This is a genomic window from Spirilliplanes yamanashiensis, from assembly GCF_016863475.1.
Lineage (GTDB): Bacteria > Actinomycetota > Actinomycetes > Mycobacteriales > Micromonosporaceae > Spirilliplanes > Spirilliplanes yamanashiensis.
This window is the reverse complement of the sequence record NZ_BOOY01000026.1, coordinates 341,380-348,746: the sequence shown is the minus strand read 5'-3', so window position 1 is coordinate 348,746 and position 7,367 is coordinate 341,380. Positions and strand designations below refer to the sequence as shown.

6 protein-coding genes are annotated in these 7,367 nt (G+C 75.2%); 1 reads left to right on the top strand and 5 read right to left on the bottom strand.

What is annotated here, in order from left to right:
- Positions 1–47 precede the first annotated feature (47 nt).
- The 3 genes from purE to Sya03_RS18500 are packed head-to-tail and all read right to left on the bottom strand — an operon-like array spanning position 48 to position 3,710.
- On the bottom strand, positions 48–551 hold the full coding sequence (gene purE / locus Sya03_RS18510; protein ID WP_275411457.1) for a 5-(carboxyamino)imidazole ribonucleotide mutase: 504 nt from the start codon (positions 549–551) through the stop codon (positions 48–50).
- Positions 551–1,696, bottom strand: a complete 1,146-nt coding sequence (locus tag Sya03_RS18505) for a 5-(carboxyamino)imidazole ribonucleotide synthase (protein WP_203939552.1) — start codon at positions 1,694–1,696, stop codon at positions 551–553. The genes purE and Sya03_RS18505 overlap by 1 nt, the downstream gene beginning before the upstream one ends.
- 13 nt (positions 1,697–1,709) lie before the next feature.
- Positions 1,710–3,710 carry a thioredoxin domain-containing protein gene (locus Sya03_RS18500; protein WP_203939551.1) on the bottom strand — a complete coding sequence of 667 codons (2,001 nt, stop codon included), beginning with the start codon at positions 3,708–3,710 and terminating at the stop codon, positions 1,710–1,712.
- A gap of 53 nt (positions 3,711–3,763) precedes the next feature.
- Here Sya03_RS18500 and Sya03_RS18495 point away from each other — a divergent pair, with 53 nt between their 5' ends.
- Complete coding sequence (locus Sya03_RS18495; RefSeq protein WP_203939550.1) at positions 3,764–4,537, top strand: hypothetical protein; 774 nt, start codon at positions 3,764–3,766, stop codon at positions 4,535–4,537.
- A 27-nt stretch (positions 4,538–4,564) separates the two neighbouring features.
- Here the strand turns inward: Sya03_RS18495 and Sya03_RS18490 are convergent, their stop codons facing one another.
- Both Sya03_RS18490 and Sya03_RS18485 read right to left on the bottom strand, forming a co-directional pair.
- Positions 4,565–5,329, bottom strand: coding sequence for a hypothetical protein (locus Sya03_RS18490; protein WP_203939549.1), 765 nt, complete (start codon positions 5,327–5,329; stop codon positions 4,565–4,567).
- A gap of 104 nt (positions 5,330–5,433) precedes the next feature.
- Positions 5,434–7,335, bottom strand: a complete 1,902-nt coding sequence (locus Sya03_RS18485) for a putative bifunctional diguanylate cyclase/phosphodiesterase (RefSeq protein ID WP_239107646.1) — start codon at positions 7,333–7,335, stop codon at positions 5,434–5,436.
- Positions 7,336–7,367: the final 32 nt, after the last annotated feature.

Sequence of the window (7,367 nt, the reverse complement as noted above, 5' to 3'; positions counted from 1 at the left end):
CGTTCAAGTCACCACGCCGCTGTCAACAACGGTCATGGGCACTACACCTAGCCGCCCTCGGCGATCCGCTTCTGCAGCGCGGCGTCCTTCTCCTCCACCATGGCGGCCAGGTCGGCCTGGAACGCCGCCATCCGGTCGCGCAGCGCCTCGTCGCCCGCGCCCAAGATGCGCACCGCGAGCAGGCCGGCGTTGCGGGCGTTGCCGATCGCCACCGTCGCCACGGGCACGCCCGCCGGCATCTGCACGATGCTGAGCAGCGAGTCCATGCCGTCCAGGTACTTCAGCGGCACCGGCACGCCGATGACCGGCAGCGGGGTCATGGACGCCACCATGCCGGGCAGGTGCGCCGCGCCGCCGGCGCCGGTGATGATGACGCGCAGCCCGCGGCCGGCCGCCGAGCGGGCGTAGTCGACCATCTTCTGCACCGTGCGGTGCGCCGACACCACGGCGACCTCGTACTCGACGCCGAACTCGGCGAGGGCCTCGGCGGCCGCCTGCATCGTCGGCCAGTCCGAGTCGCTGCCCATGATCACGCCGACCTGCGGTGCCACTACGCGCCCTCCTGGAGCCACTGCGCGGCGCGGGCCGCCCGGGCCCGCACCGAGGTCATGTCGTCGCCGCAGACCGTCACGTGGCCGATCTTGCGGCCGGGCCGGACCTGCTTGCCGTACAGGTGCACCCGGGCGCCCGGGTCCTCCGCGAACAGGTGGTGCAGCCGCTCGTCGATGCCGATGCCGCCGGGCGCGCCGCCGAGCACGTTCGCCATCACGACGGCCGGGGCGGTCAGCGACGTGTCGCCCATCGGGTAGTCGAGCACGGCCCGCAGGTGCTGCTCGAACTGCGACGTGCGGGCGCCCTCGATCGTCCAGTGGCCGGAGTTGTGCGGGCGCATCGCCAGCTCGTTGACGATCAGGCCGGCGTCGGTCTCGAACAGCTCGACCGCCAGCAGGCCGACCACGCCGAGCGCGGTCGCCAGGTCGATGGCGAGTTGCTCCGCGGCGAGCGCGCGTTCCTCGGCCAGGCCCGGGGCGGGCGCGAGCACCTCGACGCAGATGCCGTCGCGCTGCACGGTCTCCACCACCGGGTACGCCGCCACCTGCCCGAACGGCGAGCGCGCCACCAGGGCGGCCAGCTCGCGGCGCAGCGGCACCAGCTCCTCGACGATGAGCGGCGTGCCGGTGGCGACCAGCTCCTCGGCCGCCTCGGGGGTGCGCAGCACGAAGACGCCGCGGCCGTCGTACCCGCCGCGGGTGGCCTTGGCGATGACCGGCCAGCCGGTCCCGGCGGCGAACGCGGCGATGTCGGCGGCCGCGCGCACCGCCCGCCAGCGCGGCACGGGGGCGCCCAGCTCGGCGAGGCGCTCGCGCATCCGGCCCTTGTCCTGGGCGAACAGCAGCGCCGCCGACCCGGGGTGGACCTTGACGCCCTCGGCCTCGAGGGCCCGGATGTGCTCGGTGGGCACGTGCTCGTGGTCGAAGGTGACCGCGTCGCAGCCCTTCGCGAACTCGCGCAGCGCCGCCAGGTCGGTGTGGTGGCCGATGCGGACGTCGGCGGCGACCAGCGCGGCGCCGTCGTCGGGTGAGGTGGCCAGCACGCGCAGCGACTGGCCGAGGGCGATCGCGGCCTGGTGGGTCATCCGGGCCAGCTGGCCGCCACCCACCATGCCGACAACGGGCAGACCGGTTCGGGTATCCATCTCGGCCAGCAGCCTAGCCGGGCGCGCCGCCCAGGGCCGCCACGAGGTCCGCGACGTCCGTCACGGGGCGGTCGCAGACGAAGCCGCGGCACACGTACGCGGCCGGCTCGCCGCCCAGGTACGACCGGCCGGCCAGCAGCGGCACGCCCGGGGCGTCCGGCGCCCCGGCCACCACCACCGCGCCCGGCGGGGCGTGCCGCAGCGCCGCCGCCAGCAGCGGCTCGTCCGCCGGGCGGGGGGTGACCACGGCGATCTCGTACGGCCCGCTGACCAGCGCCTCCGCCACCACGGCCGCGTAGCCGGCGAAGCGGGGGTGCGAGCCGATCAGCGGCGCCACCGTCTGCAGGGCCGCGTCGGCGGCCTCCCGGTGCCGGGTCGTGCCGGCCAGCGCCGAGTACGCCACCAGCGCCGCGCACACCGACGCCAGCCCGGACGGGGTCGCGTTGTCGGTCGGGTCGGCGGGCCGCGCCACCAGCCGTTCCGCGTCGTCGGCGGTGTCGTAGAAGCCGCCCTTGCCGTTGCCGAACCGGGTGAGCGCCACCTCCAGCAGCTCCCCGGCCAGCTCCAGCCAGCGCCCGTCGCCGGTCGTCTCGTGCACCGCGCAGAACGCCTCGGCGACGCAGCCGTAGTCCTCCAGCACGCCGGCGGGCTCGCCCGTCACGCCGTCGCGGGAGACCCGGCGCAGCCGGCCGTCCACGATGTGCCGCCCGGCGAGCACCTCGGCGAGGGCGACCGCGGCGAACGCCGACGCGTGCGACCCGGTGAGCCGCCCGTGCCGGGCCAGCGCGGTGATCGCCAGCCCGTTCCAGGCGGCCACCACCTTGTCGTCGCGGGCGGGCTGCGGGCGCGCGTCGCGGTACGCGAGCAGCCGGGCCCGCACGTCCTGCCACTGCTCCCGCACGGTGGGGGCGGCGTCGTCGATGTCGCGGGCGAGCACCAGCACGCTCTTTCCGTGCTCGAACGTGCCGGCCTCGGTCACGCCGAACAGGTCGGCGGCGAACGCGGCGTCGGCGGGGCCGAGCGCGTCGGCCAGCTCTGCCGGGGTGAACGCGTACGTCAGCCCCTCGACGCCGTCGGTGTCGGCGTCCAGCGCCGACGCCAGGCCGCCCGCCGGGGTGGCCAGGTCGCGGAGCAGGAAGGTGGCGGTCTCGTCGGCGACGCGCCGGGCCAGCGGGTCGCCGGTGGCGTGCCACAGCTCGGTGCACACACGCAGCAGCAGCGCGTTGTCGTAGAGCATCTTCTCGAAGTGCGGCACGGTCCACGTGTCGTCCACCGCGTACCGGGCGAACCCGCCCGCGAGCTGGTCGTAGATGCCGCCGCGGGCCATCCGCTCGACGGTGTGCCGCACCATCTCCAGCGCCTCGGGCGAGCCGGTGCGCCGGTGGTGCCGCAGCAGGAACAGCAGGTCGAGGTGCGGCGGGAACTTGGGCGCGCCGCCGAACCCGCCGTGCCGCCGGTCCTGTTCCTGCGCGAGCCGGGCGACGGCCGCGTCGAGCAGCTCCGCGGCGACCGGCGCCGTGGGCCCGCCGACGGCCTGCGCCCCGCCGACCGCCTCGACCACCGCGGCGCCCTGGCGCAGCACCGCGTCGCGCTGCTCGGTCCAGGCGGTGGTGACGGAGTCGAGCAGCTTCGCGAAGTTCTGCCGCGGGAAGTACGTGCCGCAGAAGAACGGCTCGCCGCCGGGCGTGGCGAACACCGTCATCGGCCACCCGCCCTGGCCGGTCATGGCCTGCGTGGCGGTCATGTAGACGGCGTCGACGTCGGGGCGCTCCTCCCGGTCCACCTTGACGGCGACGAAGCCCGCGTTGAGCTGCGCCGCGATCCCCTCGTCCTCGAAGGACTCGTGGGCCATCACGTGGCACCAGTGGCAGGCGGCGTACCCGACGGAGATGAGCACGGGCACGTCCCGGCGGCGCGCCTCGGCGAACGCCTCGTCGCACCACGGCCACCAGTCGACCGGGTTGTCGGCGTGCTGGAGCAGGTAGGGCGATGTGGCGCTACCCAGCCGATTCATACATCCACCCTGCCACACCGGCTGCCGGGCGCGAGCCCCTGGACACGCGTGTCGTGGCGGCTGCCGACGGTGCCGATCAGTCGCCGAACTGCCTGGATGTCTGCGTCTTCGGTCATCAGGAACGGCGGTGCGGCGTGGTGAGCTGGCGCGGCCCGACGTCGTCCTGGTCACCAAGGAGCACCATGTCGATCCTTCGCCGGTCCCTTCTGCTCGGCGCCGCCGCGTGCGTGGCCGCCGCCGGTTCTGTCGCCGCCACTCAGGCCCACGCCGCCGCGGAGCCCAATGCCGGGCGGCTCACCCTGACCGACAAGGGCGTCCTCGTCTTCACCGCCGGCGCCGGCGTGGCCAACGACTCGTCGACCCAGGGCACCCTCGACCCGATTCTGCTCCTGACGGACGAGGCGGCGAAGATCGAGGTCGACCCGTCGGCTGCGACCATGTGCACGTCCATCACCGATCGGAAGGTGCGGTGCACGGGACAGCCGGAACACAACATCAATGTCGTCGTCAAGCTCGGCGACCTCGCTGACCGGCACGTGGCCCTCGCGTCGTACCCCCACCTCCCGGAACTGGAGGGAGCCGGCTACATCGCCGTGACCGTCTACGGCGGCACCGGCGGAGACCAGCTCGACGGCAACAGCTCGAGCGCTCCGGTCGTCTTCTACGGCCAGGACGGCCGGGACCGGATGGCGGGCGGCGCGCAGAACGATCTGCTCGATGCCGGCAGCACCGTCTGGTGGCCGAGGCGGCGCCAGGAGGTCATCGGCAACGGCGGTGAGGACACCTGCAGGGGCGCGTTCGTCGACGCGCTCAGCTGCGAGCTCTGACCTCGTCACGAGAGCGCGCGAGCCCGGTCAGCCGGGGCACGTGGTCGTATCGCCGGCACCGGTCGGGTCGATGCGCAGCAGCGGCCGGTTGTCGGTCCGGTTGTTGGTCATGACGATCGCGTACCGCCCGGCCTTCGGCGCGACGTACCGCTTGCACCACTGGTTGCCGGTCTCCAGGCTCAGCGCCGGCGCCATCGCCTGGGTGCGGTTGAGCACGGTGCCGGCGCCGGGCGCCATGAGGAAGAAGCCGAAGTCGCCGGGACGCGCCCCGATGGTGCCGTCCGCATGGACGACCTTGTCGACGAACAGGGCGAGCTTCTGGTCCTTCTTCAACTCGATGTCGGCGATACCCAGCGGTCGCCGGGAGCCGCCGGCCGACATGCCGGTCACGATGTCGCTCCTGATGGTGCCGTGGCCCTGCGCCAGGTGGATGTCGTACGACCCGGCGCCGCTGTACCGGGATACCACAGCCTGGTACGCGGCGAGCGGGGCGACAGTGGAGTTGATCGCGACGAAGTCGACGACCGGGGCGAAGTCCAGGCTCCAGCTCAGGAGACGGCCGTTCGCGTCGCGGATCGTCAGGTCGTGGTCACTTCCGGGGTTGCTCCGCACACCCACTGCCGCCCAGACCCTTCGCGTGGTCGAGAACGCGTATGTTTCGGGGTTGCTGCCGGTCACGGTCGCGTTGTCGCCCAGCGCGACCGCCGCCGATGCCGGCTCGGCGGCCAGCAGGACCGTGGTCATCGCGGCGGCCACGGCTGCCGCGGCGCGGCGGGTCCGAAGAAGGCTCATCGTTGGGTTTCCTGTCTTGAGCGGCGCACTCCCGGGTGATCGACAGACGTTATCGGCACCCGGGACCGGTGCGAGCGCCCCATCGTGCAGAGCATCGGGAGGGGTCAGGAGGCCCCGTCGGCCCGCAGGGGGACGATCCGGGCGGGGCTGACCTCGCCGAGTTCGAGCAGCTTGGCGCCGATGCGGTCGGCGGGCAGCGGCTGGCAGAACAGGTAGCCCTGGGCGTGGGTGCAGCCCATCTCGGTCAGGGCGGCGCGCTGGTCGGCGGTCTCGACGCCCTCGGCGACGACCCGCACGCCGAGCAGGCGACCCAGCTCGACGGTGCTGCGCACGATCGCCAGCGCCTCCGGCGACTCGGTCATCCGGCCGACGAACGCGCGGTCCACCTTGAGCTCGTCGACGGCGACGCGGGCGAGCAGCTCGTAGGTGGAGAAGCCGGTGCCGAAGTCGTCGACGGACAGCTGCACGCCGAGGCTGCGCAGCCCGGCGAGGACCTCGTCGACGACCGGGGTGGCCGCCACCTGGACGGTCTCGGTGATCTCCAGGACGAGCCGGCCGGCGGGGACGCGGTGCCGGCGCAGCGCCTCGCCGATCTGGGCGGGCAGCGTCGGGTCGAGCAGGCTGCGGGCCGACAGGTTGACCGAGACGGGCACGTCGACGCCGTCGGCCGCCCAGGCCGCCGCGACGGCCAGCGACCGGTCGAGCACGTGCCGGGTGAACGGGCCGAGCAGGTCGCTGTGCTCGACGGCGGGGACGAACGCCGACGGGCCGAGCTTGCCCAGCCGGGGGTGCAGCCAGCGGGTGAGCGCCTCGACGCCGGTGGGCACGCCCGTGCCGAGGTCGACCTCGGGCTGCAGCTCGACGACGACCTGGTCGCCGGCGGCGAGGGCGGCGCGCAGCTCGGCGAGCAGCACGAGGTGGTCGGTGCCGCCGGGGTCGCGGTGCCGGTCGTAGGCGACCACGCCGCCGCCCTGCGCCTTGGCCTCGGCCAGGGCGACCTTGCCGCGGCGCAGCAGCTCGGACAGGTCGACCGCGCCGGCCGCGCCGACGACCACCCCGGCGGAGACGCGCGGGACCAGCTCGAAGCCGCGGATCTCGGCGGGCCGGACCAGCTGGGACTGCAGCTCGCGGGCGCGGCGCAGGGCCTGCGGCAACGGCGACCCGGCGGCGCCCAGGGCGCCCAGGGCGGCGGAGTCGCCGAGGACGGGCACGTCGGGCACGAGCACGACGAACTCGTCGTCGCCGGTGCGCGCGGCCAGGTCGCCCTCGCGCAGGCCGTCGCGCAGCCGGGTGGCGAGCCGCTGCAGCAGCGCGTCGCCGCCGCAGTGGCCGAGGGCGCGGTTGACGGCGGCGAAGTCGTCCACGTCGAACAGCAGCAGCGCCACCGGCCGGCTGCGGTCCAGCCCGGCGAGCAGCCCGGCGGCGGCGCGGTGCAGGGCGGCGCGGTGCGGCAGCCCGGTGAGGGCGTCGCGGCCCTCCCGCTCGGCGGCCGCGGCGACGTCGGCGGAGAGCCGGGCGAACGCCCCGGCGTTGCGGGCGGCCGCGGCGACCGTGCCGGCGTACGCCGTCAGCACCTCCTGCTCGCGCGGCGTGCCGGTGCGCTGGCGCGGCAGCCAGACGGCGAGCGGCCCGGCGCGCAGGGCGGCCGGGTCGTCGTCGGCGGTGATCGCGGCGGCCACCTCGGCGCGTTCGGCGCCGAGCAGGTCGCGCGCGCCCGCGGCGGCGACGGCGTCGAGGTCGTCGCGGGCCTCCAGCAGGTCGCGGGCGGCGCGCAGGGCGGCGTCGAGGGCGCGGGCGTCGGCGGCGGCGCGCCGGGTGCGCGCGCGGGCGTCCCACAGCAGCCAGGCGGCGGGCACGAGCAGCAGCAGCCACGCGGGTTCCTGGCCGCCGGCGAGCACGGCGAGCAGCACCGCCAGGCCGATCGCCGCGCCGAGGAAGGCGGCGGCGTACGCGCCGGGCGACACCGCGGATTCCGGGGCGCGCCGCGGGCCGGGCGTCACCGGCACCGCCGGACGTGACGGACGGTCAAGGGGCGGTG